The 25,069-nt window shown below is 66.6% G+C and carries 26 protein-coding genes; 22 read left to right on the top strand and 4 right to left on the bottom strand.

The features are described from left to right. The first annotated feature begins 84 nt into the window (after positions 1 to 84). Both AC5JLE_RS08440 and AC5JLE_RS08435 read left to right on the top strand, forming a co-directional pair. Positions 85 to 471 carry a hypothetical protein gene (locus AC5JLE_RS08440; RefSeq protein WP_262216506.1) on the top strand — a complete coding sequence of 129 codons (387 nt, stop codon included), beginning with the start codon at positions 85 to 87 and terminating at the stop codon, positions 469 to 471. A 10-nt stretch (positions 472 to 481) separates the two neighbouring features. Continuing rightward, the gene (locus tag AC5JLE_RS08435) at positions 482 to 817 is read left to right on the top strand and encodes a DUF6984 family protein (protein WP_262216507.1); all 336 of its coding nucleotides are present in this window, start codon (positions 482 to 484) and stop codon (positions 815 to 817) included. A gap of 45 nt (positions 818 to 862) precedes the next feature. Here AC5JLE_RS08435 and AC5JLE_RS08430 read toward each other — a convergent pair whose 3' ends face one another. Then, a complete protein-coding gene (locus AC5JLE_RS08430; RefSeq protein ID WP_262216508.1) occupies positions 863 to 1,237 on the bottom strand; it encodes a hypothetical protein in 375 nt (124 codons plus the stop codon). 572 nt (positions 1,238 to 1,809) lie between these two features. On the opposite strand from AC5JLE_RS08430, the gene AC5JLE_RS08425 reads away from it, so the two are divergent. Next, complete coding sequence (locus AC5JLE_RS08425; protein ID WP_005416862.1) at positions 1,810 to 2,139, top strand: hypothetical protein; 330 nt, start codon at positions 1,810 to 1,812, stop codon at positions 2,137 to 2,139. Here AC5JLE_RS08425 and AC5JLE_RS08420 read toward each other — a convergent pair. Beyond that, positions 2,133 to 2,537, bottom strand: coding sequence for a hypothetical protein (locus AC5JLE_RS08420; protein WP_032959980.1), 405 nt, complete (start codon positions 2,535 to 2,537; stop codon positions 2,133 to 2,135). The genes AC5JLE_RS08425 and AC5JLE_RS08420 overlap by 7 nt on opposite strands. Before the next feature lie 194 nt (positions 2,538 to 2,731). Here AC5JLE_RS08420 and moaA point away from each other — a divergent pair, with 194 nt between their 5' ends. The 19 genes from moaA (at position 2,732) to AC5JLE_RS08325 (ending at position 22,550) form a co-directional block, all read left to right on the top strand. Then, entirely contained in the window at positions 2,732 to 3,712 is a 981-nt protein-coding gene (gene moaA, locus AC5JLE_RS08415) for a GTP 3',8-cyclase MoaA (protein ID WP_032959978.1), read from the top strand. Between the two features lie 8 nt (positions 3,713 to 3,720). Further along, positions 3,721 to 4,716 (top strand): bifunctional molybdenum cofactor biosynthesis protein MoaC/MoaB, encoded by a 996-nt coding sequence (moaCB, locus tag AC5JLE_RS08410; protein ID WP_241883986.1) that lies wholly within the window; start codon positions 3,721 to 3,723, stop codon positions 4,714 to 4,716. After that, positions 4,716 to 5,969 carry a molybdopterin molybdotransferase MoeA gene (locus AC5JLE_RS08405; protein WP_496065199.1) on the top strand — a complete coding sequence of 418 codons (1,254 nt, stop codon included), beginning with the start codon at positions 4,716 to 4,718 and terminating at the stop codon, positions 5,967 to 5,969. The genes moaCB and AC5JLE_RS08405 overlap by 1 nt, the downstream gene beginning before the upstream one ends. Further along, a complete protein-coding gene (locus AC5JLE_RS08400; protein ID WP_005409914.1) occupies positions 5,969 to 6,229 on the top strand; it encodes a MoaD/ThiS family protein in 261 nt (86 codons plus the stop codon). Before AC5JLE_RS08405 ends, AC5JLE_RS08400 begins: the two co-directional genes overlap by 1 nt. 3 nt (positions 6,230 to 6,232) lie before the next feature. Continuing rightward, a complete protein-coding gene (locus AC5JLE_RS08395; RefSeq protein ID WP_197561415.1) occupies positions 6,233 to 6,733 on the top strand; it encodes a molybdenum cofactor biosynthesis protein MoaE in 501 nt (166 codons plus the stop codon). Further along, positions 6,723 to 7,265, top strand: coding sequence for a molybdenum cofactor guanylyltransferase (gene mobA, locus AC5JLE_RS08390; protein WP_496065212.1), 543 nt, complete (start codon positions 6,723 to 6,725; stop codon positions 7,263 to 7,265). The genes AC5JLE_RS08395 and mobA overlap by 11 nt, the downstream gene beginning before the upstream one ends. Further along, positions 7,262 to 7,627, top strand: coding sequence for a hypothetical protein (locus AC5JLE_RS08385; protein WP_032959973.1), 366 nt, complete (start codon positions 7,262 to 7,264; stop codon positions 7,625 to 7,627). The genes mobA and AC5JLE_RS08385 overlap by 4 nt, the downstream gene beginning before the upstream one ends. 145 nt (positions 7,628 to 7,772) lie before the next feature. Continuing rightward, positions 7,773 to 9,191: a NarK family nitrate/nitrite MFS transporter gene (locus AC5JLE_RS08380; protein WP_032959971.1), complete on the top strand. Its 1,419-nt coding sequence runs from the start codon at positions 7,773 to 7,775 to the stop codon at positions 9,189 to 9,191. 72 nt (positions 9,192 to 9,263) lie between these two features. After that, positions 9,264 to 13,019 carry a nitrate reductase subunit alpha gene (locus AC5JLE_RS08375; RefSeq protein WP_496065198.1) on the top strand — a complete coding sequence of 1,252 codons (3,756 nt, stop codon included), beginning with the start codon at positions 9,264 to 9,266 and terminating at the stop codon, positions 13,017 to 13,019. Beyond that, the gene (gene narH / locus AC5JLE_RS08370; RefSeq protein WP_496065197.1) at positions 13,019 to 14,563 is read left to right on the top strand and encodes a nitrate reductase subunit beta; all 1,545 of its coding nucleotides are present in this window, start codon (positions 13,019 to 13,021) and stop codon (positions 14,561 to 14,563) included. The genes AC5JLE_RS08375 and narH overlap by 1 nt, the downstream gene beginning before the upstream one ends. Beyond that, positions 14,563 to 15,243, top strand: a complete 681-nt coding sequence (gene narJ, locus AC5JLE_RS08365) for a nitrate reductase molybdenum cofactor assembly chaperone (protein WP_496065196.1) — start codon at positions 14,563 to 14,565, stop codon at positions 15,241 to 15,243. Before narH ends, narJ begins: the two co-directional genes overlap by 1 nt. Further along, entirely contained in the window at positions 15,240 to 15,947 is a 708-nt protein-coding gene (gene narI, locus AC5JLE_RS08360) for a respiratory nitrate reductase subunit gamma (protein ID WP_010485313.1), read from the top strand. Before narJ ends, narI begins: the two co-directional genes overlap by 4 nt. Positions 15,948 to 15,950: 3 nt before the next feature. Further along, positions 15,951 to 16,850: a peptidylprolyl isomerase gene (locus AC5JLE_RS08355; RefSeq protein WP_032959967.1), complete on the top strand. Its 900-nt coding sequence runs from the start codon at positions 15,951 to 15,953 to the stop codon at positions 16,848 to 16,850. A gap of 39 nt (positions 16,851 to 16,889) precedes the next feature. Further along, positions 16,890 to 18,221 carry an MFS transporter gene (locus AC5JLE_RS08350; RefSeq protein WP_038646068.1) on the top strand — a complete coding sequence of 444 codons (1,332 nt, stop codon included), beginning with the start codon at positions 16,890 to 16,892 and terminating at the stop codon, positions 18,219 to 18,221. A gap of 218 nt (positions 18,222 to 18,439) precedes the next feature. After that, positions 18,440 to 19,654, top strand: a complete 1,215-nt coding sequence (locus tag AC5JLE_RS08345; RefSeq protein ID WP_496065195.1) for an oxygen-independent coproporphyrinogen III oxidase — start codon at positions 18,440 to 18,442, stop codon at positions 19,652 to 19,654. Positions 19,655 to 19,665: 11 nt separating this feature from the next. Beyond that, the gene (locus AC5JLE_RS08340) at positions 19,666 to 20,442 is read left to right on the top strand and encodes a helix-turn-helix domain-containing protein (RefSeq protein ID WP_032959964.1); all 777 of its coding nucleotides are present in this window, start codon (positions 19,666 to 19,668) and stop codon (positions 20,440 to 20,442) included. A gap of 19 nt (positions 20,443 to 20,461) precedes the next feature. Beyond that, positions 20,462 to 21,205, top strand: a complete 744-nt coding sequence (gene modA, locus AC5JLE_RS08335; RefSeq protein ID WP_032959963.1) for a molybdate ABC transporter substrate-binding protein — start codon at positions 20,462 to 20,464, stop codon at positions 21,203 to 21,205. Positions 21,206 to 21,208: 3 nt separating this feature from the next. Beyond that, entirely contained in the window at positions 21,209 to 21,892 is a 684-nt protein-coding gene (gene modB, locus AC5JLE_RS08330) for a molybdate ABC transporter permease subunit (RefSeq protein ID WP_496065194.1), read from the top strand. Next, complete coding sequence (locus tag AC5JLE_RS08325; protein ID WP_496065193.1) at positions 21,882 to 22,550, top strand: ATP-binding cassette domain-containing protein; 669 nt, start codon at positions 21,882 to 21,884, stop codon at positions 22,548 to 22,550. The genes modB and AC5JLE_RS08325 overlap by 11 nt, the downstream gene beginning before the upstream one ends. A gap of 138 nt (positions 22,551 to 22,688) precedes the next feature. Here AC5JLE_RS08325 and AC5JLE_RS08320 read toward each other — a convergent pair whose 3' ends face one another. Together AC5JLE_RS08320 and AC5JLE_RS08315 are read right to left on the bottom strand one after the other, a co-directional pair. Next, positions 22,689 to 24,218, bottom strand: coding sequence for a diflavin oxidoreductase (locus AC5JLE_RS08320; protein WP_496065192.1), 1,530 nt, complete (start codon positions 24,216 to 24,218; stop codon positions 22,689 to 22,691). Continuing rightward, positions 24,215 to 24,643 carry a PAS domain-containing protein gene (locus tag AC5JLE_RS08315; protein ID WP_164110450.1) on the bottom strand — a complete coding sequence of 143 codons (429 nt, stop codon included), beginning with the start codon at positions 24,641 to 24,643 and terminating at the stop codon, positions 24,215 to 24,217. Before AC5JLE_RS08315 ends, AC5JLE_RS08320 begins: the two co-directional genes overlap by 4 nt. Positions 24,644 to 25,069 lie beyond the last annotated feature (426 nt).

Below are 25,069 nucleotides of genomic sequence, written 5' to 3'. Positions count from 1 at the left end.
AAGAAATTCCCCGTACACGCCGCAGCAATGATGACGGCGGTGATTCGGTCGTTCTGTTGTATAGGTTTGGGGGGATTCCAGTAGATGAAGGATTTCAACGCGCTCGAATGGTGTGACGCCACGTTGCTGGCTATCAACATCGATAGAAGGAATCCAGGCGTATGCGATGAGGTAAAGGTCCACGTGCGCTGGCCGGACGGTCGGGAGTCAATCGTTTGCTTCCCGGAAGCGTACGGGTGCTCTGCGCTCATGAACTTCGGCGTACTGGGGGAGGAGGGAATAGAGTTCGCCAGGGTCGACGATGACGAGCCGGGACTCGCTGATCTCCTTGATCGTTGGAAGGCGGTCGGCTATCCGTTGTCCGGCCTGAAGTGTTTCCGTATCGAGACCACCTCGACCGGAAGCGTCATTCTCATCTACGCCAGAACATGGCGGATCGAGCATCTGCCGATGGCGGATGCAGTGCCCTGAAGGACATCCCGTGCCCAGATTCCTCACCCCCGACGAGGTTTCTCTCATCCACAGGCTGCTGCCCGAGACGACCGAGCTGTCCGAACGGTTGTTGAAGGATCTGGCGCTCGCCCAGGTGGAGGACGTGGAGGTCGTCGGATTCGGGGGCGTGGTGTTCCTGTCCAGCACGACCCGGCTTTTCGGCAGTGACATTGCTACGGCCATGCTTGCCGATGCTGACGGCGTGCCGGTGAGAGTCACCCTGTGCCTGGATAATCACGATCAGCTCTTCGAGCTGGAGCTGTGGAAGGTGGACTTCTCGCCGATCATCGGCGTCGATCTGAGAAGCGCTTTCAGCGAGCACTGACGCCTGTTGAAGGCGGTCCTCACTGAAGGCCGTTGCGCATGGCGTTCACCCTTCGGGCTGCAGCCGCCCCACCGCCTGCGCGCACAACGACTGGCAGGCCATCACCAACCCCTCCATCACTCGGTCGCCCACGTATTGCTCGGGTTCGCCGTTCTGGCGGGTGCGCTCCGCCGCCAGCAGCATTTCCAGCACCACCCGCAATCCACTCAACGCGCAATCGGCATCGGCCAGGGCCAGGCAGCGGCCGGGCAGTTGATGCCGCTCCGGCCAGGGTTGTCCGTCGGCTGCCGCACCGGAGCCGATGCGGTGGAGATTGGCAATGAAGGTGTTCCTGTCCACTGTTGGCGCAGCCTGTGGCGAACCGTCGTCGCCGGCGGTGCTGCGGTAGGCGTGCAGATGCGGGAAGTCCGATTCGTTCATGGCAAGGCTCCGTGCAGGGCAATCGGTAGCCGCCACCCGAAAGGTGGCGGGCGGTACGTGGTTCGAATCCGGGTTGGCCTCAAGCCGGCGGGCGCGAACGCCCCCAACGCACCGCCCGCCATAGCCGGCAGACGGATTGCCAGCCGGCGCCACGGAATGTGGACGCCGACTGGCAAGCGCAATCACTCAGGACCAACTCGGGATTCGAAACCCGGCCACCCTTTTCCGGTGGCACGCCATCTGAGCCCCTGGCGCTGTGCAATGCCAATCAGAACAGTTGCAAACATCACTCGATTGGAGACGCTTTCGGCATTCTCCCACGCTGTTAAGCACCGCCAGCGCTAGCTGGCGCGGCGGTCCGCCCGCACCGTGCAATCTGCGACAGGTGTCGAGGTTGGGGGGCGTTAGGGAACAAGGGGGGAGGGGCGATGACGACAGGCTCTGAAGGGAAGGGCCTGAGTCGAGCATGGCCCGCCTCTACAAGCGTCAAAGCGTGATGTGCGACTCGGGTTGACGTTCCCAGCCACCAAGCGCAGGCTTGTTCAGCACGTTTCCTAAACAGAAGGAGACTTATGACCGCGACCGCTTCGCTGCACCCAACCCCCGACACCCAGGGCCGTTCCCGCCTGTGGAGTGTGTTCTGGCTGCAGGGCGTCATTCCCAGCAACATTCTGTGGGCGGTAGCCCTCTGGGCCCTGGCCAACCAGCGCACCACGCTGCTGCTGGGGGTATTTGCCGTGCTGCTGCTTTATACCGGCTGGATCATCCCGGCGGTCTGGCGGGCGGCGCCCACCGCGCACAACCCCAACCTGGGCGTGGCTGCGCGCGGGTTGACCGTGGCCTGGGGGCTGAACACCGTGCTGGTGATCTTCTTCCTGACCCTGCAGCTGGTGGCTCAATAGAACTGAACGGGCTCGCCGCCACGGTCGAAGGCGGCGAAGCGGCCGATCTGACCGACATGGATGGCGTTGACCATCAGCTTCAGCGGGCGCGCGGCTTCGTCGCTGTTGGGTGCGAAACCGCCTCTGCCATCCAGCGCCGCCACGAACACCAGGTCCCAGTCGATGCCGGTGGTGGTCGACTCGGCCGCCAGCGCCTGGAAGCTGGGCACCTCGGCCGGCAGCTTGTCCACGCACAGCACCGGCGACAGGGTGCCGCCCTCGCGGCGGTCATGCCGGTCGCGCTGGTCGCTGGTGGGCGAATCGGGCAGCTCGGCGCGCACGAACACGAACAGCAGGCGTTGCGGTTCAGCCTGCTCGCCGGCGGCATGCAGCAGTTGCTGGAAATCGTTCATCATCATGAGGGTTGTCACACGCCCGCTGCACGGAAAGCCGCATGCTGCCACAACGCCTGCCGCGCGGGGCCGAACGCGATTGATTTAAGTCATGCCCATGGAACTGAAGGCCGCGTACTCTGGCAATCGTTCCAGCAGGCGAGGGTATCCGGGCCGTTCCGGGCACAGGCAAGACGGTGGAGCAACAAGGTGGACCAGCCATGAGCCAACTCACCGACGGTTTCGGACGCAGCTTTCCGTACCTGCGCCTGTCGTTGACCGAAGCCTGCAACTTCCGTTGCAGCTACTGCCTGCCCGACGGTTACCAGGCCGATGGCCGCCCGCGCTTCCTGCAGGTGGATGAAATCTCGCGCCTGGTGCGTGCGTTTGCCGCGCTGGGCATGAGCAAGATCCGCCTGACCGGCGGTGAGCCCAGCCTGCGCAAGGACCTGGACGAGATCATCGCCACGGTTGCGGCGGTGCCGGGCATCCGCAAGGTGGCCATCACCACCAACGGCACGCTGCTGCCGCGGCGCCTGCCGGGGTGGCACCGGGCTGGCCTGACCGCGCTGAACGTGAGCATGGACAGCCTGCAGCGCGAACGCTTCAAGACCATCACCGGGCACGACCGCCTGCCGGAGATCGAACAGGGCCTGGCCCTGGCGCAGGCGCTGGGCCTGCCGGCGATCAAGCTCAACGCGGTGCTGCTGCGGGGCCTGAACGACGACGAGCTGCCGCAGTGGATGGAGTACCTGCGCGATCGCCCCTTCAGCGTGCGCTTCATCGAACTGATGCGCACCGGCGACAACGAAGCCTATTTCCAGCGCCACCACCTGCGTGCCGACGTGGTGATCGAGCAGCTGCTGGCCGCTGGCTGGCACGAGCGTCCGCGCGCCGCCGATGCCGGGCCCGCGCGCGAGTTCGGCCACCCCGACCATCGCGGCAGCATCGGCATCATCGCCCCGTATTCGCGTGACTTCTGCAAGGGCTGCAACCGCCTGCGGGTGACCGCCAAGGGCGACCTGCGGCTGTGCCTGTTCGGCGAGTTCGGCGTGCCGCTGCGCCCGCTACTGCAGAGCGACGATGACCATGACGCACTGCTGGCACGCATCACCACACAGCTTGGCCTGAAAGCGGCCGGGCATGGACTGCACCAGGGCCAGACCGGGCTGACCCCGCACCTGGCCTCCATCGGAGGATGAGCAACACGATGAGTGGGGAATTGAATGCGGCCTTCCATATGGCCGATGTCCGCGACAAGCGCATCACCCGCCGCCGTGCGGTGGCGGTGGGCGAGCTGCATGCCGGTCCGGTGGCCTATCCGCTGATCGTCGAGCGCCGCCTGCCCAAGGGCGATGCGCTGGTGATGGCCGAGATTGCCGGCCTGCAGGGCGCCAAGATGGCCTCGATGCTGATGCCGCTGTGCCACCCGCTGCCACTGGAACTGGTGCAGGTGTTCTGCGCGCCGGTGCCGGAACGGCAGGCGATCCGCGTGTGGTGCGAGTGCGCCAGCGAGGCGCGCACCGGCGTGGAGATGGAGGCACTGGCCGGCGTCAACGCGGCGCTGCTGACCCTGTACGACCTGAGCAAGCCGGTGGAACCGGCCCTGCGCATCGAAGGCATCCGCCTGCTGTTCAAGGAAGGCGGCAAGCGCGGTGTCTGGCTGCACCCCGACGGCATGGACGATGCCGAGCGCGCGCGTTTCAAGCCGCGTGCGCCGAAAGGCCTGGAGGGCGCGGCCTGCGCAGTGATCACGCTGAGCGATCGCGCCAGCGAGGGCACCTATGACGATATCTCTGGCCCGACCCTGGTGACCGGCCTGAAAAAGCTGGGCGGTGAGGTCGTGGCCGCCGAGGTGTTGCCTGATGGCATCGAGCCATTGGCGGGCCGCCTGCAGGCCTTGGCCGCCGAGGGCGTGCGCCTGTGCCTGTGTACCGGTGGTACCGGGCTGGGCCCGCGTGACCTGACGCCGGAGGCGCTGCGTTCCTTGAACGCGCGGCCGGTGCATGGCCTGGCGCAGATGGTGCGGGCACTGAGTGCACAGCACACGCCGATGGCCTGGCTGAGCCGCGCCGAGGTGGTGCAGCTGGGCAACATGCTGGTGTTTGCATTGCCTGGCAGCCCGAAGGCGGCGGCGCAGTGCCTGGATATCCTGGCGCCGGTACTGGGCCACGCCCTGGCGATGGTCGAGGGTGGTGGCCACTGATGATTGCCTACAGCGATGCCTTGCAGCACCTGCTGGACGCGGCCACGCCGCTGCCGGCCGAGCGCCTGCCGCTGCATGAGGCCGGCGGCCGTACCCTTGCCAGTGACATCCACAGCGGGCAGTCGTTGCCGCCGTTCGACAATTCGGCAATGGACGGCTTCGCGCTGCGCGCCAACGGCGCGACATTCGAGGCCGGTACCGAATTCGCGGTGCAGGGCTGGCAGGCAGCCGGCGATGCCGGCGCCGAGGGCGGCGAGGGTGCCTGGGAAATCATGACCGGTGCGCGCATGCCGTCGGGGCTGGATACGGTGGTACCGGTCGAGAATGTGGAGATCCTCGCCAGCGAGGAGGGACGCCCGACCCGCATCGCCCTGAAGGCATCGGTGAAGCCGGGCCAGCACGTGCGCCTGCGCGGCCAGGACGTGAGCGAAGGCGAGCGCGTGCTGCAGGCCGGGCAGGTGCTGGATATCAATGCGCGCACCCTGCTGCATGCCATCGGCGTGGGCCAGGTGGCGGTGGTGGCACGGCCGAAGGCTGCGGTGATCGCCACCGGCAAGGAGCTGGTGACCGAGGCGGCGCAGACGCTGGAGTCCGGGCAGATCCGTGACAGCAACCGGCCGTATCTGGTCGGTCGCCTGCAGGCCGCCGGTGCCGAGGTTGTCTGGCAGGGCACGGTGGGCGACGACGTGGCCGCGTTCAATGCGGTGCTGGATGAAGCGCTGGCCGCTGGCGCGCAGGTGCTGATCAGCACCGGCGCGGTGTCGGCCGGGCGCTACGATTTCGTTCCCGATGCGCTGCGCGGCCGTGGTGCGCGCATCGTGTTCCACAAGGTGGCGATCCGCCCGGGCAAGCCGCTGCTGTTCGCGGTGCTGCCCAATGGTGCGCTGTATTTCGGACTGCCGGGCAACCCGGTCTCCGCTGCCGTGGGCCAGCGCTTCTTCGTCGAGCCGGTGCTGCGCCGCCTGCTGGGGCTGGCACCCGAGCAGGTGCTGACGTTGCCGCTGCAGGCCGACGTGCGCACGCCGCCGGGCCTGCGCTTTCATGCGCGGGCCCGGGTGGAAGTGGACGCGCAGGGCCGCCTGAGTGCCCGCGTGCTGGGCGGGCAGGAGTCGTTCCGTTTGATGTCCATGCTGCAGGCCAACGCCTGGGTGGTGCTGGACGGCGAGGGCGGTCTCGCCCCTGCCGGCACGCTAGTGCGCGTGCAGGGCTGGGGTCATCAGGACCCGGTGCAGCTGGCGAGCCAGGAGCCGTGATGAGACAGGTGAATCTGCAATTGTTCGGTGCGTTTTCCGATCTGGATGCCAGCCGCGAGATCGCCGTGGATGTAGCCGGTGGCACCGTGGCCGATCTGCGCCAGGCGCTGCGCGAGCTGCTGCCGTTGCGTTGGCCGGGTTTCCGCGCGGGCCTGCTGGACTACTCGGCATTCGCCGATCAGCAACGCGTGCTGCGCGACCACGAGGCGCTGCCCGACGATGGCCGGGTGGCGATCCTGCCGCCGGTGAGCGGGGGCTGAGCGATGAGCGAGACGATCATCGCCAAGGTCGTGGACCGCGCGCAGGCGGCAATCGATCCGGCCGAGGGCATCGCGGCGGTTTCCGATACGGGCTTCGGCGGCATCGACGTGTTCATCGGGAAGGTGCGCGACGTCAACGTGGGCCGGCGGGTGACCGGGATCACCTACGATCTGTTCGAACCGCTGGTGCTGAACGAATTCAAGCGGCTGGCCGCCGAGGTCGAAGCCACGTTCGGTCCGAAGCTGAAACTGTATGTAGCGCATGCCAAGGGCCGGCTCGGCATCGGCGATGTGGCGGTGGTGGTGGCCGCCGGCAGCCCGCACCGTGACGAAGCGTTCCGGGCCTGCCGGCATTTGATCGAGGTGGTCAAGCACCAGTGCCCGATCTGGAAGCAGGAGCATTACGAGGACGGCGACAGCCAGTGGAGCGAAGGTTGCAGCCTGTGCCATGCCGACAGCGAACCCGGCCATGACCATGCACACGATCACGAACATCCCCATTGATGGCATCGTGCTGGCCGGCGGCCTGTCCAGCCGGATGGGCCGCGACAAGGCGCTGCTGCCCTGGCACGGCCGCACGCTGCTGGAACACATGCGCGGCCTGCTGCTGCAGGCCGGCGCCGGGAGGGTATGGGTGAGCGGTGACTATCCGGCCTTCGGTGGCATCCCAGATCAGATTGCGCGCTGCGGCCCACTGGGTGGGTTGCACAGCGTGATGCAGCAGATGCCCGATAGCCAGGCCTGGGTGGTAGCGGTGGATACCCCGTTGCTGGCGCCACGGCTGCTGCAACGGCTGGCTGCCGAGGGGCAATGCGCATGCACGATCTTTGACGGGCATCCCTTTCCCATGCGGCTGAATGTGGACAATGCCACTCGTAGCGCGCTGGCCGCGATGCTGGATGATCCACAGGGGCCGCGCTCGGTAATGGCCTTCCAGCGCCGCCTGCAGCTGCACGCGCTGCAGCTGGAAAGCGTTGACGAAGCCTGCTTGGTCAACTGCAATACCCCCGAACAATGGGAGGATGTTGCGTCATGAAAGTGCAGTTGCAGGACCAATCGGTACGGCTTCGCCTGGACGAGGCCGAGCTGGCGCGCCTGCTGGCCGGTGAATCGGTCGAGAACATGACCCGCTTCGGCGGTATCGAAGGCTGGGGCATGGCGGTGTCGCTGCATGGCGGCGAGCAGCCGGTGCTGCTCGATGGTGGCACCTTCTGCCGCCTGGTACTCCCGCGCCCGGCAGTCGAGGCATTGGCGGCACGGCTGCCGTGCCGGGATGGCCTGCCATTCGACATTGCCCTGGAAGATGGCAGCCGGCTTCAGCTGCAGTTCGATGTGGACGTGCGCGACAGCGTGCGCCAGCGCGGGGTGACACGCCGCAGCACCGCTTCATCGGTTTGACATTTGTCAGGGGCAGAGTGGAAACCGGTCCCTGATTGATCCAGATCAACCCCGTCGTCGGTGCTGCGCGGCCTAATGGCTGCATGACGACGGGTCACAACTTGAAACGCTGTACCCACGTCATTCCACAGCCTTGGAGCCATGTATGACCGTCGGTAGCGATCCTGTTGTCCGCAGCACTGCCAGTCCCGGTCGCGTCATCAGCGACTGGACGCCGGAGGACCCCGGCTATTGGGAGCGCACCGGCAAGCGGGTCGCCACCCGCAACCTGGTGATCTCGATCCCCTCGCTGCTGCTGGCCTTCTCGGTCTGGGTGCTGTTCTCGGCGGTGTCGATCAGCCTGCCGAAGATCGGCTTCAACTTCAGTACCGACCAGTTGTTCTGGCTGGTGGCGCTGCCCAGCCTGTCCGGCGCGACCCTGCGCATCTTCTATTCGTTCGTGATCCCGATCTTCGGCGGCCGCCGCTGGACCGCGCTGTCGACTGCCTCGCTGCTGGCGCCGACGCTGTGGCTCGGCATTGCGGTGCAGGACCCGGCCACGCCGTACTGGGTGTTTGTGGCCATCGCGATCCTGTGTGGCTTTGGTGGCGCGAACTTCTCGTCGTCGATGTCCAACATCTCCTTCTTCTACCCCAAGCAGAAGCAGGGCCTGGCGCTGGGCCTGAACGCCGGCCTGGGCAATGTGGGTGTGTCGGTGGCGCAGGCGGTGATCCCGCTGGTCATCACCGTGGGCGTGTTCGGGGCGCTGGGTGGTGCACCGCAGCCCACGGTGGAGGGTGGGGCGCCGCTGTTCCTGCAGAACGCCGGCTTCATCTGGGTGCCGGCCATCGCGCTGTGCGCCATCGCGGCCTGGTTCGGCATGAACGACCTGACCAGTGCCCGCTCGTCGTTCTCCGAGCAGGCGGTGATCTTCCGCCGCAAGCACAACTGGCTGATGTGCTGGCTGTACATCGGCACCTTCGGTTCCTACATCGGTTTCTCGGCCGGCTTCCCGATGCTGGTGAAGAGCCAGTTCCCGGACGTGAACCCGCTGGCCTACGCCTTCATCGGCCCGCTGCTGGGTGCACTGATGCGCTCGGTGGGTGGCAGCATGGCCGACCGCTGGGGTGGCGCGCGCCTGACCTTCTGGGTGTTCGCACTGATGATCGCGGCAGTGTTCGGCGTTCTGCACTTCCTGCCCAGCGATGGCCAGGGCGGCAACTTCCATGGCTTCCTGCTCAGCTTCATGGCCCTGTTCGTGCTCAGTGGCATCGGCAACGGCACCACCTTCCGCATGATCCCGGTGATCTTCCGCACCCTGCATGAGCGCTGGTCGGCCAACGACAACGCCGAGGGCAAGGCTACCGCCGCCCACCAGGCCAGCATCGAGTCGGCCGCGGTGGTCGGCTTCTCCGGCGCGATCGGTGCCTACGGCGGCTTCTTCATTCCCAAGAGCTACGGCTCGTCCATTACGTTGACCGGCAGCCCCGACATGGCGCTGTACGGATTCGTTGTGTTCTACGTCACCTGCCTGGCCGTGACCTGGTGGTGGTACTACCGGCGCGGTGCCGAGACACCCTGCTGACGACATGAAAACGCACCGCAGCCAGATGACACACACAGCCACGATGCCGATGTCCGCAAAGGGAGACCCCCGATGAGTTATTTCCTCGATCGCTTGCAGTTCTTCAAGCGTGACCCCCAGACCTTTGCCGATGGCCATGGATTTGCCAAGAGCGAGGGCCGCGACTGGGAAAACAGTTACCGTGCCCGCTGGCAGTACGACAAGATCGTGCGGTCCACCCATGGCGTGAACTGCACCGGCTCGTGCAGTTGGAAGATCTACGTCAAGAACGGCCTGGTCACCTGGGAAACCCAGCAGACCGACTACCCGCGCACGCGCCCGGACCTGCCCAACCATGAACCGCGTGGCTGCCCGCGTGGCGCCAGCTATTCCTGGTACCTGTACAGCGCCAACCGGCTGAAGTACCCGCTGATCCGCGGCACGCTGCTGCGCCTGTGGCGCGAAGCGCGCAAGAGCAAGGCCCCGGTCGATGCCTGGGCCAGCATCGTGGAGGACAAGGAGAAGGCGCGTTCGTACAAGACCCGCCGCGGCATGGGCGGCTTCGTGCGCCTGCAGTGGGAAGAGGCCAACGAGATCATCGCCGCCTCCAACCTATATACGGTGAAGCAGTACGGCCCGGACCGCGTGGTCGGGTTCTCGCCGATTCCGGCGATGTCGATGGTGTCCTACGCCGCCGGTGCGCGCTACCTGTCGCTGCTGGGTGGCGCCTGCCTGTCCTTCTACGACTGGTACTGCGATCTGCCGCCGGCCTCGCCGCAGATCTGGGGCGAGCAGACCGACGTGCCCGAATCGGCCGACTGGTACAACAGCCGCTACATCATCGCCTGGGGCTCGAACGTGCCGCAGACGCGCACGCCCGATGCGCACTTCTTCACCGAGGCGCGCTACAACGGCACCAAGACGGTGGCGATCTGCCCGGACTATTCCGAGCTGGCCAAGCTGACCGACCACTGGCTGCACCCCAAGCAGGGCACCGACGCGGCACTGGCCTTTGCGTTCGGTCATGTGATCCTGCGCGAGTTCCATGTCGATTCGCCCTCGCAGTATTTCCAGGACTACTGCCGCCAGTACTCAGACATGCCGATGCTGGTGCGCCTGGAGCGCCGCGACGATGGCCGCCTGGTGGCGGGCCGCTTCCTGCGTGCCAGTGAGCTGGGCGGGCTGGGTGAAGCCAACAACCCGGACTGGAAGACCCTGGCCTACGACGAGAACAGCGGCCAGATCGTGGTGCCCAATGGCTCGATCGGTTTCCGTTGGGGTGAGAAGGGCCGCTGGAACATTGAAGAGAAGGCCAGCAACGGCGCCGACACACACCTGCGCCTGAGCTTGTCCGACGCCAACGACGGCATCGAGGCGGTGAGCTTCCCGTACTTCGGTGGCATTGAAAGCGATGGCTGGACCGCCGCACCGGCCGAAGAAGTACTGGACCGCAACATTCCGGTGCGCCGGCTGGCCACGGCCGATGGCGGCGAGACGCTGGTGGCCACGGTCTACGACCTGCTGCTGGCCCAGTATGGCGTTGAGCGTGGCTTTGGCGGCGGCAACGTGGCATCGAGCTTCGATGACATGGTGCCGGGCACGCCGGCGTGGCAGGAGCGCATCACCGGCGTGTCGCGCGCCGAGGTGATCGAGATCGCCCGTGAGTTCGCGCGTACCGCCGACAAGACCCATGGCCGTTCGATGATCATCGTCGGCGCGGGCATGAACCACTGGTTCCACAACGACATGAACTACCGCGGCCTGATCAACATGCTGATCATGTGCGGTTGCGTGGGCCAGACCGGTGGCGGCTGGGCGCATTACGTGGGCCAGGAAAAGCTGCGCCCGCAGACCGGCTGGCAGCCGCTCGCGTTCGGCCTGGACTGGAGCAAGCCGCCGCGCCACATGAACGGCACCTCGTTCTTCTACTTCAATACCGGGCAGTGGCGCTACGAGAAGCTGCAGGTGGACGAGCTGCTGTCGCCGCTGGCCGATGCCAGCAAGTACGGCGGCAGCCTGGCTGACCTGAACCTGCGCGCGGTGCGCATGGGCTGGCTGCCGAGCACCCCGCAGCTGGACCGCAATCCGCTGCAGCTGGTACGCGAGGCCGAAGCGGCCGGCGTGGCCCCGGCGGACTACGCGCTGGGCAAGTTCAAGGATGGCTCGCTGGACTTCGCCTTCGCCGACCCGGACGCCAGCCAGAACCACCCCCGCATGATGTTCATCTGGCGCTCGAACCTGCTGGGTTCCTCGGGCAAGGGCCACGAGTACATGCTGCGGCACCTGCTGGGTACGCGCCACGGGCTGCAGGGCAAGGACCTGGGCGAAATGGGCGCAGTGAAGCCGCAGGAGGTGAAGTGGCGCGACGAGGCGCCGGAAGGCAAGCTGGACCTGCTGGTCACGCTCGACTTCCGCATGTGCACCACCGCGCTGTACTCGGACATCGTGCTGCCGACGGCAACCTGGTACGAGAAGGACGACCTCAACACCTCGGACATGCACCCGTTCATCCACCCGCTGTCGAAGGCGGTGGACCCTGCGTGGGAATCGCGCAGTGACTGGGACATCTTCAAGGAGGTGGCCCGCACCGTGAGCGAGATGGCGCCGGGCGTGCTGGGTGTGGAGAAGGACCTGGTGCTGGTGCCGACCCTGCACGACACCCCCAACGAGCTGGGCATGCCGTTCGGCGTGGCCGACTGGAAGAAGGGCGAGTGCGAGGCCATTCCGGGCCAGACCATGCCGTCGATGACGGTGGTGGAGCGTGACTACCCGAACCTGTACCGCAAGTTCACCTCGCTCGGCCCGCTGCTGGACAAGCAGGGCAACGGCGGCAAGGGCATGAGCTGGGACACCAAGCACGAGGTGGAATTCCTCGGCAAGTTGAACCACACCGTGCACGAAGAAGGCGTAAGCCAGGGCCGCCCGGCCATCTCGACCGCGATCGACGCGGCCGAAGTGATCCTGCACCTGGCGCCGGAAACCAACGGCCACGTGGCGGTGAAGGCCTGGGAATCGCTGGGTACCTTCACCGGCCGCGAGCACACCCACCTGGCCGTGGGCAAGGAGCACGAGGCGATCCGCTTCCGTGACATCCAGGCACAGCCGCGCAAGATCATTTCCTCGCCGATCTGGTCGGGCCTGGAAGACGACAACGTCAGCTACAACGCCGGCTATACCAACGTGCACGAGCTGATTCCGTGGCGCACGGTGACCGGTCGCCAGCAGTTCTACCAGGACCACGAGTGGATGATCGACTTTGGCGAGGCCTTCATGAGCTACCGGCCGCCGGTCAACACGCGCACGGTGGAGCCGCTGCTGAACCAGCGCCCGAACGGCAACAAGGAGATCGTGCTGAACTGGATCACCCCGCACCAGAAGTGGGGCATCCACAGCACCTACAGCGACAACCTGATCATGCAGACGCTGTCGCGTGGTGGCCCGATCGTGTGGATCAGCGAGGACGACGCGCGCAGCGCCGGCATCGTCGACAACGACTGGATCGAGCTGTTCAACGTCAACGGTGCGATCGCCGCCCGTGCGGTGGTCAGCCAGCGCGTGATGCCGGGCATGGCGATGATGTACCACGCCCAGGAACGCATCATCAACGTGCCGGGCTCAGAGATTTCCGGCACCCGCGGCGGCATCCACAACTCGGTGACCCGCATCGTGCTCAAGCCGACCCACATGATCGGCGGCTACGCGCAGCTGGCCTATGGCTTCAACTACTACGGCACCTGCGGTACCAACCGCGATGAGTTCGTGATCGTACGCAAGATGGACAAGATCGATTGGCTGGACGATGAACAGCCCGCTGGTGCTTCGGCATCGGCCAGCAAGGAGGTGGTGTGATGAAGGTCCGTGCACAGATCGCGATGGTGCTGAACCTGGACAAGTGCATCGGCTGCCATACCTGCTCGATCACCTGCAAGAACGTCTGGACCTCGCGCGAGGGCGTCGAGTACGCCTGGTTCAACAACGTGGAAACCAAGCCGGGCATCGGTTACCCGAAGGAATGGGAGAACCAGGACAAGTGGAACGGCGGCTGGGTGCGCACCCGCGCCGGCAAGCTGGTGCCACGCGCGGGTGGCCGCTGGCGCATGCTGGCCAAGATCTTCGCCAACCCGGACCTGCCGCAGATCGACGACTATTACGAGCCGTTCGATTTCGACTATCAGAACCTGCACACCGCCAAGGACAGCCAGCACCAGCCCACCGCGCGGCCGCGTTCGCTGATCAGTGGCGAGCGCATGCAGAAGATCGAGTGGGGCCCCAACTGGGAGGAGATCCTCGGTTCGGAGTTCAGCAAGCGCTCGCGCGACTACAACTTCGACCAGGTGCAGAAGGAGATCTACGGCGCCTTCGAGAAGACCTTCATGATGTACCTGCCGCGCCTGTGCGAGCATTGCCTGAACCCGGCGTGCGTGTCGGCGTGCCCCTCGGGCGCGATCTACAAGCGCGAGGAAGACGGCATCGTGCTGATCGACCAGGACAAGTGCCGCGGCTGGCGCATGTGCGTGTCGGCCTGCCCGTACAAGAAGATCTACTACAACTGGAAGAGCGGCAAGTCGGAGAAGTGCATCTTCTGCTACCCGCGCATCGAGATGGGTGAGCCGACCGTGTGCTCGGAAACCTGCGTGGGCCGCATCCGCTACCTGGGCGTGATGCTGTACGACGCCGACCGCATCGCCGAGGCCGCTTCGGTGGCCGCCGAGAAGGACCTGTACCAGGCCCACCTGAACATCTTCCTGGACCCGAACGACCCGGCGGTGATCGCCGCCGCGCGCAAGGAGGGCATCCCGGACAGCTGGTTGGATGCGGCCAAGCAGTCGCCGGTGTACAAGCTGGCGATCGACTGGAAGCTGGCGCTGCCGCTGCACCCGGAATACCGCACGCTGCCGATGGTCTGGTACGTACCGCCGCTGTCGCCGATCCAGTCCGCCGCCGAACGTGGCCGCGTGGGCATGAGCGGCGAGCTGCCGGACGTGGCTTCGCTGCGCATTCCGATGCGCTACCTGGCCAACCTGCTGACGGCCGGTGACGAGGCGCCGGTGGTACGCGCGCTGGAGCGGCTGATGGCCATGCGTGCCTGGCGCCGGGCCAGGAACGTGGACGGCGTGGAAGACACTGCGGTGCTGGAACAGACCGGGCTGAGCATCGCCCAGGTGGAAGAGATGTACCGCTACCTGGCCATCGCCAACTACGAGGACCGTTTCGTGATTCCGACCGGCCACCGCGAGTATGCCAACGACGCCTTCGGCGAGCGCGGCGGCTGCGGCTTCACCTTCGGCAACGGTTGCAATGGTGACAGCCCGGCCGGCCTGTTTGGGCAGCGCAAGACCACGACCTTCGTGGTGGACAAGGGCCCGAACCACCGCCGCAAGGAGGTGGTGTGATGAGCGTGCTCAAGCTGGTCGGGGTGTTGCTGGATTACCCCCGTGAAGAACTGTGGCAGCACGGCGAGGAACTGCTCGCTGCCTGTGACGACCCGGCGCTGCACGCCGCCCGCCGCCAGCAGCTGCGCAGCTTCGTGCAGCAGCTGCTGGCCACCGATGCGCTGGATGCGCAGGCGGCGTGGCTCGCCAGTTTCGACCGCGGCCGCTCGATGAGCCTGTTGCTGTTCGAGCACATCCATGGGGAGTCGCGCGACCGCGGGCAGGCCATGGTCGACCTGGTCGAAACCTACCGCCGCAACGGCTTCGAACTGCATGCGCGCGAGCTGCCGGATTACCTGCCGCTGCTGTTGGAGTTCCTGGCCCATCGCCCCGGCAGCGAGGCCCGCGAGTGGCTGCACCACATCGGCCATATCGCCGGGATGCTGGCCGCGCGTGCCGCCGAGCGTGAGCTGCCGCACCGGGTGCTGTTCGAGATCCTGGTCGAAGCCGGGGACGGCAAGGCCGATCTGCAGGCGCTGCGCCAGCGTGCCAGCGAAGAAGTCCGCGACGATACCGCCGAGGCCATGGACCGCTTGTGGGAGGAGGAGGCGGTGCGCTTCGGTGCCGAAGCCCCCGCCGAAGACTGCAAGCCGCCCGTGCGTTCGCCGGCCCGTCCTTCGCATCGAGAGGTCCAGCCATGAGTTACTCCCTGCATCAATTCGCCTTCCAGTACTACCCGTACATCGCCGTGGCCGTGCTGCTGATCGGCAGCTGGGCCCGCTATGACAAGGCCATGTACACCTGGCGCACCGGCTCCAGCCAGATGCTGTCGGACAAGGGCATGCGGATCGGCAGCAACTGCTTCCACATCGGCATCCTGGCCATCCTCGGTGGCCACCTGGTCGGTCTGCTGACCCCGCACGCAGTGTACGAGCACTTCATCACCTCCTCGCAGAAGCAGATGCTGGCGATGGTGGTCGGTGGTGTGTTCGGCGCACTGTGCTTCATCGGCATCAGCATCCTGCTGGTACGCCGCCTGTTCAACGCGCGCGTGCGGGCCACCGGCAGCTTCGGTGACACCCTGGTGCTGGTGTTGCTGTTCGCCCAGCTGTGCCTGGGCCTGTACAGCATCCGCATCTCGTCCGGCCACCTGGACGGCGGGGTGATGGTGCAGCTGGCCGAGTGGGCGCAGCATATCGTGACCTTCCGTGCCGGTGCCGCCGACTACATCGAGGGCGTCAGCTGGGTCTACAAGATGCATATCTTCCTGGGCCTGACCCTGTTCCTGATCGCGCCGTTCACCCGCCTGGTGCACGTGTGGAGCATTCCGATCAGCTACCTGTGGAGGCCGTACCAGGTGGTGCGCCGCCGCCAGGCCACGCTGCGCTACGGGCCGCGGGAGTAAGCCATGGGCAGCCTGCCGAAGTTCCTGCCGATCACCGTGATCGACTCCGCCGCGCCGGTTCCTGCCGAGGCGCATTCGCATCACCATGACGCGGCAGCGCAGGGGGCGCGCTCGCTCGGGCAGCCGGCGCCGTGCCGGCTGTTCGTGGACGAGACCGCGATCAGCGAGGCCGACATCGCCCGCGAGATGCAGCACCATCGGGCGATGCGCCCGGAACAGTCACGTGCCGAAGCGGCACGTGCACTGGTGGTGCGCGAGCTGCTGCGCCTGGAAGCGCAGCGGCTGGGCCTGCAGGCACCGGAGGGCAACCGGGTAAGCGATGAGGAAGTGCTGATCCAGCAACTGCTGGAAGACGCGATCGAAGACCGCGTGCCGACCGATGAAGACTGCCGGCGCTACTTCGTGCAGAACCCGGAGCGCTTCCGCTCTCCCGACCGTGTGCGCCTGCGCCATATCCTGCTGGCCGCGCCGGCCGACGACGTGGCTGGGCGCTTCGCCGCACGTACCGAGGGCGAGCGGCTGGTCGGGCTGCTGAAAGAGTCGCCGCACCTGTTCGCCGATTTCGCCCTGCGCCATTCGCGTTGCCCATCCAGCAGCGAGGGCGGCGACCTGGGCTGGCTGCAGCGTGGGCAGACCACGCCGGAGTTCGACCGCCAGGTGTTCCGCCTGCGCGAGGGCCTGGCCGGTTTCCCGGTGGAATCGCGCTGGGGCTACCACGTGGTCTGCGTCGATGCACGCGAGGAAGGCCAGCCGCAGCCGTTCGATGCCGTGTTGCCGCAGCTGCGCGACTACCTGGAACTGCAGGTGCGCCAGCGCGAGGTGCAGGCCTACCTGCTGCAGCTGCAGGAACGCTACCCGGTGCGCGGGCTGGATGCGATCGAAGCCGAAGCGGATATCGGCTGAAGCGGATATCGGCTGAATCCCCATGAACGAGGAGAATTCATGAACCAGGCCCTTGCCCCCGCCAGTGCCGGTCAGCAGCAACGTGCGCTGTGGCTGACTACGTTCGCCTTCACCGTGTGCTTTGCGGTGTGGATGATCTTTTCGATCATCGGCATCCAGATCAGTCAACAGCTCGGCTTGAATGACACCCAGTTCGGCCTGTTGATCGCCACGCCGGTGCTGACCGGTTCGGTCAGCCGGGTCTTCCTCGGCATCTGGTCCGACCAGTTCGGTGGCCGCAAGGTCATGGTGCTGGTGATGCTGTGTGGCGCAGTGGCCACCTGGATGCTGACCTACGCGCAGACCTACACCCAGTTCCTGATTGCCGCGCTGTGCGTGGGCATCGCCGGCGGCAACTTCTCGGTGGGCGTGGCCTACGTCTCCAAGTGGTTCCCGGCCAGCAAGCAGGGCACCGCGCTGGGCATCTTCGGTGCCGGCAACATCGGCTCGGCGGTGACCAAGCTGCTGGCGCCGCTGGTGATGGTGGCAGCCGGCTGGACCATGGTCGCCAAGGTCTGGGCCGTTGCGCTGGCTGTCACTGCGGTGCTGTTCTTCCTCTTCAGCAAGGAAGACCCGTCGCTGGAGCAGCGCCGCCGCGAGGGCGTGAAGCCGGTGCCGTTCGCCGAGCAGATGGCACCGCTGAAGAACCTGCAGGTCTGGCGGTTCTCGCTGTACTACTTCTTCGTGTTCGGCGGCTTCGTGGCGCTGGCGCTGTGGCTGCCGCACTACCTGGTGGGCGCCTATGGCATGGACGTGGGCCATGCCGGCATGCTGGCGGCGTGCTATTCGATCCCGGCCAGCCTGTTCCGCGTGGTTGGTGGCTGGATGTCGGACCGGATGGGCGCGCGCCGGGTGATGTACTGGACCTTCGGCGTGTCGGCCATCTGCACCTTCCTGCTGGCCTACCCGGATACCGAGTATGTGGTGAAGGGCATCCATGGCCCGATCCACTTCCATCTGGCCATCGGCGTGGTGATGTTCACCGTGCTGGTGTTCGTGCTGGGCTTCTTCATGTCGCTGGGCAAGGCCGCGGTCTACAAGCACATCCCGGTGTACTACCCCAAGCACGTGGGTGCCGTGGGCGGCGTGGTCGGCATGATCGGTGGCCTGGGTGGCTTCATCCTGCCGATCGTGTTCGGTGCATTGAACGATGCGGTGGGCATCTGGAGCAGCTGCTTCATGCTGCTGTTCGTGCTGGTGGCCGCTGCGCTGGCATGGATGCACTTCGCGATCCGTCGCATGGAACGCCGCCACTTCCCGCAGATCGACCGCGAAACCGATCTGCCCGAAGCCATCGATGCGGCCGCCGGCGAGCGGTTGCGCGGCGGGTGACGGTCTTTGCCGGCAAGCGGCCGGCACTACCAGGGCGGCGCGCCGTGCGTCCGTTGATCGTTCGCGCGGCGGGTGAAGGGTGCTGCCGGCCAGCGGCCGGCACTACCAAATGGTGGGTGAAGGGGTAGTGCCGGACGCTGGCCGGCAGCAACCGCCAGATGCGCCACGCTTGATTTCAATCAGGGCCACGCGAAGAGGAACGCCCGAAGATGTCTGCCATGAGCTTCCACGTTGACGAGAGCGAGGACACTGCGCTGCAGGCAGCATTGCTGCGGCAACCGCGGCACGTGCTGTTTCCGCCGGCTGACCAGTTCAGTACTGGTTTTGGCGAAAGCGGCTGGCGCGCTGCCATGCGCGCCAGCAATGAGCACCTGATCCCACGCGGCTTGACGCTCGGCTTCCAGGCCGGTCGTGGCGGGCGCGATGTGCCGCCGCAGGCCTATCTGGACACCTTGCTGCTGGCGCTGCGGCTGCAGGCCGACGTGCTGGCCGAGGACCGTGAAGTGGTGGCGATGGTGCTGCAGCTGGGGCTGGCCGAGACGCTGCCGCCGCCGCAGCTGGGCCAGCTGCTGGACGCGGTGCCTCAGCACCTGCGTACCGTGGCGCGACCGCAGGTGGAGGTGCGGCTGGATGCGGGCAGCGCGTTGGCGCCGGCGCAGCTGCGCGCGGTGGGCTGCACCCGCCTGAACGTGATTGATCGCGCCGACGCACCCGGGCCGACCCTGCTGGCACAGGCGCGACAGGTGGGCTTCACCGCGCGCTACTACCAGTTGCGGGTGCCGGGTCGCGAGGACGCCGGCTTCATCGAGCGGCTGCATGATGTACTGGCCGAGGCGCCCGAGCGCATCCTGCTGCCGGCGCCGTGTGCGCTGCCGGAACACCCCTCGGCCGTCCATTGGCTGCAGGCCTGGCGCCTGCTGCGCGCTACGGGTTACGAACCGATTGGTGGCGATCACTATCAGCGCGGCGATCTGCCGAACCCGCACGGTCCGGGCGATGGCCAGCGCCATTGCGATCTTGCCGGTGTGCCACGCCGCGACCGCAGCGATTTCATCGGCCTTGGGCTGTCCGCCTGCAGCCAGATCGGCGAGGTGTTCTACCGGCTGGAGGACGAACTGGGCGAATGGCGTGCGCGGCTGCAGGCGGGTCACATGGGAGTCTCCGCCGGGCTGATCCTGTCAGAGGACGAGCGGTTGGTGGCCGAAGTGGCGCAGAGCATCGCCTGTGACCATGCCCTCGATGCGGCTGCCTTCGAGTGGCGCAACGATGAACCGTTCGAGGAATGTTTCGCCGAACAGCTGCCCGCGTTGTCGCCGTTGCTGGCACGCGGCTGGGCGCAGTGGGATGCGCGCGTGCTGCGCCTGGCCGAAGAAGGGCGCCTGCTGTGGCGTATGATGGCCGCATGCTTCCGGCCGGCGGCCGCCATCGCTTGAGTCTTGCCCCGATGTCTTCAATTCCGCCTTCGCAGGGCCGTCTCGGCCGGGCCACACCCAACCCCGCCGCCGCCGATGATGGCGACGCACTGCACTTCTGCAGCACCTGCGCGTTCTCCGACGCATGCATGTCGCAGGGTTACGACAAGACCGCACTGGGCGATCTGCACGTGCTGGTCGACCATGTCGGTCCGTTCCATGCGGGTGACTACATTTTCCGCGCCGGCGAATCGTTCGATTCGATTGCTGCGGTGCGCGCGGGCATGGTCAAGACCTTCGTCGATGACAGCCAGGGTAACGAGCAGGTGCTGGGCTTCAGCCTGCCGGGTGAAGTGATCGGCCTCAACGCGATCCACGGTTCGCGCTTCCCCTGCAATGCGGTGGCGCTGGATACGGTGCACCTGTGCCGCATCTCGTTCCCCAAGCTGAGCTCGCTGGCCACGCGCATGCCGGGGCTGCAGGCCAAGCTGTTCAGCCTGCTCAGTGCGGAGATCGGCAAGGTCGCCACGCTGGCCGCCAACCACCGTACCGAAGAGCGCATGGCCGCGTTCCTGCTGGACATGTCCGAGCGTTACGCGCGGCGTGGTTTTTCCGCCACGCGCTTCAACCTGACGATGGCGCGTACCGAGATCGCCAATTACCTGCGGATGGCGCCGGAAACCGCCAGCCGCGTGCTGCGCCGCCTGAGCGATGATGGGATCATCGCGGTGAAGCAGCGCGAGATCCTGCTGCTGCAGCCCGAGCGCCTGGTGGCGCTGGCGGTGGCCGACGAATCCGATCCGAACTGAACCTGGCCGGGAGCCGACGATGAAGCGAGCTGGACTGTTGTTGCTGGGCCTGCTGGCCACGGTGCCGGCCTGGGCGGCCGACCTGACGGTGTCGGCGGCATCGAGCCTGACCGAGAGCTTCCGCGAACTGGGCGCCGCCTATGAGAAGGCGCACCCGGGGACCAAGGTGGATTTCAACTTCGCCGCGTCCGGCGTGCTGCTGCAGCAGATCAGCCGTGGCGCACCGGTGGATGTGTTCGCGTCGGCCGACGAAACCACGATGGACCAGGCCCAGCAGCAGGACCTGCTGGCGGCCGGTACCCGCGAGGTGTTCGCGGTGAATGCGCTGTGGGTGGTGGTGCCGCCGCAGGCCAAGGCCGCGCCGCGTACCTTGAAGGATCTGGCCGGTGCCGGCGTGCAGCGCATCGCACTGGGCAACCCGGACAGCGTGCCGGTCGGACGCTATGCCAAGGGCGCGCTGGAAGCGGCAGGCCTGTGGCCGTCGGTGCAGGGCAAGACCATCACCACGCAGAACGTGCGCCAGTCGCTGGATTACGTGGCGCGCGGCGAAGTGGACGCCGGCTTCGTCTATGCCACCGATGCGCAGGCAATGCCTGATCGGGTGCGCCGCGCCTTCGCGGTGCCGGTGGCGGGGCGCATTGCCTATCCGCTGGCGGTGACCAAGGCCAGCGCGCAGCCCGCCGAAGCAAAGCGCTTCACCACCTTCGTGCGTTCGGCACAGGGCCAGGCGATCCTGGCCAAGCACGGGTTCGGCAAGCCCTGAGGCATGGATCTCGACTGGAGCGCACTGTGGTTGTCGCTGAAGGTGGCCGGCTGGGCCACCGCGATCAATCTGGTGCTGGGCGTGGCACTGGGCGCGCTGCTGGCGCGTCGGCGCTTTTCCGGCCGTGAGCTGCTGGATTCGCTGCTGACCCTGCCGATGGTGCTGCCACCGACGGTGCTGGGCTATTACCTGCTGGTGCTGATCGGTCGCAACGGCCCGATCGGCGCGTGGCTGCAGTCGTGGTTCGGCATCAACCTGGTGTTCACCTGGCAGGCGGCGGTGATCGCGGCGGCGGTGGCTTCGTTGCCGCTGGTGTTCAAGCCGGCGCGCGCGGCGTTTGAGGAAGTGGACGGGCAGCTGGAGCAGGCCGCACGCACGCTGGGTGTGTCCGAAGCGGCGGTGTTCTTCCGCATCACGTTGCCGCTGGCCTGGCGCGGCATCCTCGCCGGCCTGCTGCTGGCGTTTGCGCGCGCGATGGGCGAGTTCGGCGCGACGCTGATGGTGGCGGGCAGCATTCCCGGCCGCACGCAGACGTTGTCGATCGCCATCTACGAGGCGGTGCAGGCCGGACAGGACGGCAAGGCCAATGCGCTGGTGATCCTGACCTCGGTGGTATGCATCGTGATCCTGTTGCTGGCCGCGCGGCTGGTAGGCGGGCGTCGCCGGGAGCTGCGCGATGTGGCTTGACCTGCAGGTGCAGCGCCGCCTGCAGGCGGCCGGCCAGGATTTCGTGTTGGACGTATCGCTGCAGTGCACGCAACGCCAGGTGGTGCTGTTCGGGCCCTCGGGCGCGGGCAAGAGCCTGACCTTGAAGGCGGTGGCCGGCCTGCTGCGGCCGGGCCAGGGCCATGTGCGCGTGCAGGGACAGACCCTGTTCGATGCGGCCACCGGTGTGGATCTGCCGCCGCAGCGCCGCCGGTTGGGCTACGTGTTCCAGGATTACGCGCTGTTCCCGCACCTGAGCGTGCGCCAGAACGTGGCGTTCGGGCTGCAGAAGGGCTGGTTGAATCCGCGCGTGGGTCAGCGATTCGATGCAGTGGAGCAGTGGTTGCACGCCTTCCGCATCGACACGGTGGGCGATCTGCTGCCATCACAGATTTCCGGCGGACAGCGCCAGCGTACCGCGCTGGCGCGCGCGCTGGTGACACAGCCGCAGGCGCTGCTGCTGGATGAACCGTTTTCCGCGCTGGACCATGATCTTCGCCATCATCTGCGCCAGGAGCTGGAGACCGTGCTGGACAAGACCGGCATTCCGCTGCTGTTGATCAGCCATGACCCGCAGGATGTGGCCATGTTCGGCCAGCAGGTGGCGCGCGTGGTGGATGGCCGCATGGTCGGCAATTGACCCGTGATGGACGCGCCGGCGATGGTTGGGCACATCTGATGGTAGTGCCGGCCGCTGGCCGGCAACCACGGAATCCTGAGCAGCCGGCCAGCGGCCGGCTCTACCGGTTCAAGGTCCGTGCGGTCCGGTGGTCATGGATCAGTACAGCTCGCAGTGCGTGCGGCCTTCATCGCGCAGCGCGTCCCAGTGCCCTTCGCCGCCGATGGCATCGATGGCCTCGCGCACCGCGCTTTCCAGGTGGCGCTTGTTGCCGCACAGGTACAGATGCCCACCGCGGGCCAGCACATCGCGCACTTCATCGCCGCGCTGCTGCAGCACATGCTGCACATAGATCTTTTCGGCGCCATCGCGCGAGAACGCGGTATGCAGGCCGGCCAGCACGCCACGCGTACGCCAGTCCAGCAGCTGGTCACGGTACAGGTAGTCGTGCTGGCGGTGCTTCTCGCCAAACACCAGGTGCACTTCGCGTTCGCAGGCGTTGGCCTGCAGTTCCTGCAGCAGGCCCATCAAGGGTGCGATGCCGGTACCGGTACCGACCAGCAGCAGCGGTGCCTCGCCGGTATCGGGCAGGTGGAAGCCGGGGTTGGAGCGGCAGTACACACGGGCATGGTCGCCGCCATGCAGGAGGCTGCCGGTGGCAGTGCCGAAGCGTTCGCGGCCGCGCAGGGTGTAGCGCACTTCGCGCAGGCACAGGCTCAGCTGGTCGTCGCACGGGTGCGAGGCGATCGAATAGGCGCGCGGCAGCCGCGGTGACAGCAGTTCGCGCAGCCGGGCAAGCGGCACGCTGTCCGGGGTGGCGTGGTCCTGCAGCACGTCCAGCAGGTCCAGGCCGTGCAGGTAGGCGTCCAGCTCGCGCTTCTGACTGACCTTCAGCAGGCCCTTCAGTGCCTCACTACCGCCCAGCCGGGCCAGTTCGCGCAGCACGCCCTTGCTCAGCAGGCGCAGCTCGCGGTCATGCAGGGCGGCCACGGCGGTGGTGTCGCCGTACCAGGTGGCCAATGCCTGCAGCAGGGCAGGGTCGTTCTCGGGTACTACGTGCAGGGTGTCGCCCGCGCGATAGGCCATGCCACTGCCGGCAATGTCCAGTTGCAGGTGCCACGCGGCCGGGTCGCTGCTGTTCAAGCGGCGGCGTTCGAGGATGCGCGCGGCAAAGGCATTGTCTTCGCCATAGGCGGTGACCTGCAGGTGCAGGTGCTGGCCAGCGCTGAGGTCACCCTCCAGCACCTGGCCCAGCACCGGCTGCCATTGCTGGAAGAACTGCTCGTAGCCCAGGTCGGCGTCCACCCGATGCAGCAGCGGCCGGGCCTGGCGCTCGCTCAATGCAGCATCCAGCGCCTTGGTGAAGCCGCAGAAGCTGGGGTAGCCGGTGTCACCAAGGCCGAACACCGCATAGCGCAGGCCGCGCAGCGTCGGGGTCTGGCGCAGTGTTTCGAAGAACTGCTCGCCATTGGCCGGCGGTTCGCCATCGCCGAACGAGCTGGAGATTGCCAGCAGCACATCGCCTTGGCCGAGACTGGCCACGTCGATGTCGTTGAACGGGAGTACCTGCGGCCCGTGCAGCTGCAGGCCCGCGCCCAGGCGCTGGGCCAGGGCGCGGGCGTTGCCCGACTCGGACGCAAAACCCACCAGCAGGCGGCTGAAGGGTGTACTGGTCGGGAGAGCGTTCACGCGGCCTCGTAGAAGTCGTCGAACTTTTCCTTGCTGAACTCGACCAGGTCGTAGTTCTGCATCAGGTCGTTCACCACGCGGCGGATGCTGATGTACGAGGTGATGTTGCCGTCGGCGTCGAACAGCGGCTGCACGGTGGTGTCGACCACGTAGAGCACGCCGCCTTTGCCAAGGTTGGGCACGATGCCGGTCCAGGTCTTGCCGGCCTTGATGGTGTCCCACATGTCCTTGTAGACGGCCTTGGGCACGTCCGGGTGGCGCACGATGCTGTGCGGCTGGCCGATCAGTTCCTCGCGGGCGAAGCCGGTGAGCGTGCAGAACAGGTCATTGGCGTAGGTGATGTTGCCCTGCAGGTCGGTGGTGGAGATCACCATGACGTTCTGCATGGCGTTCAGCAGCTGGGCGTTTTCGGGGGTGTAGCTCATCGCAGGGTCCTTGTGGATGCCGGCAGTGCCGGCGTGTTCGGGTCCTGCATAGAAATACGCCCGCGCGGCGGCGGGCGGTTTGACATTGGTCAAGCGCGTCGCTCGATGGCCTGCGACCGGGTGTCGCAGGAAGAATCTCTGTAGAGCCGAGCCCATGCTCGGCTCACGCGGCAAACGGGATTGCCGGCAGCCGGGCGCGGGCTCGGCTCTACAGGAGAGACACGGGCAGGAGGCGGGCGCCTGTCATGTGTACTGAGCTCATGACGCCTTGTCACAAAGAAATCGCCATGGCTTCACGGTTGATTGATCGCATGGCGGGCTATTGTCGTACTGAGCCTCTCGCTGACGTCCCCCACGTCCTGCGTCGACTTCCTTCCCAGCACAAGCGCCCGTCCGGGCGCCGCTGGCGTCTGTCTGCCTGAAGCA

Source organism: Stenotrophomonas sp., assembly GCF_059505245.1.
Note: the sequence above shows the minus strand (reverse complement) of the source record. Positions and strands in the feature narration are given on the sequence as shown.